At 46.6% G+C, this 206-nt stretch carries 1 protein-coding gene; it reads right to left on the bottom strand.

The annotated features are described in order from the left end of the window. A partial coding sequence (locus COJ96_RS25375) for a M24 family metallopeptidase (protein WP_142333057.1) occupies positions 1-206 on the bottom strand: 206 nt, incomplete at both ends.

The raw sequence follows: 206 nt of genomic DNA, 5'->3' as shown, positions 1-206 counted from the left end.
GCATTGTCGGAAGCATAATCATTTACACGAATACCATAGTCCATCATGACTAGTTCTCCGCGGCGGATTGGTCTCGTAGTTGGACGCTTAAATAGTACATCTGTATGCTCTCCCGCCTGGATCATGATGTCATATGCAATCGCGTGTCCACCATTTGCAAACATAGCGGCGTAAACCAAAGATGTTGCTTCCAATTCCGTGATGCC

Origin of the sequence: Bacillus sp. AFS073361, assembly GCF_002567005.1 — a bacterium.
Classification (GTDB): domain Bacteria; phylum Bacillota; class Bacilli; order Bacillales; family Cytobacillaceae; genus Neobacillus.
The sequence above is the reverse complement of the archived record's forward strand: the minus strand, read 5'-3'. Positions and strand labels throughout refer to the sequence as shown.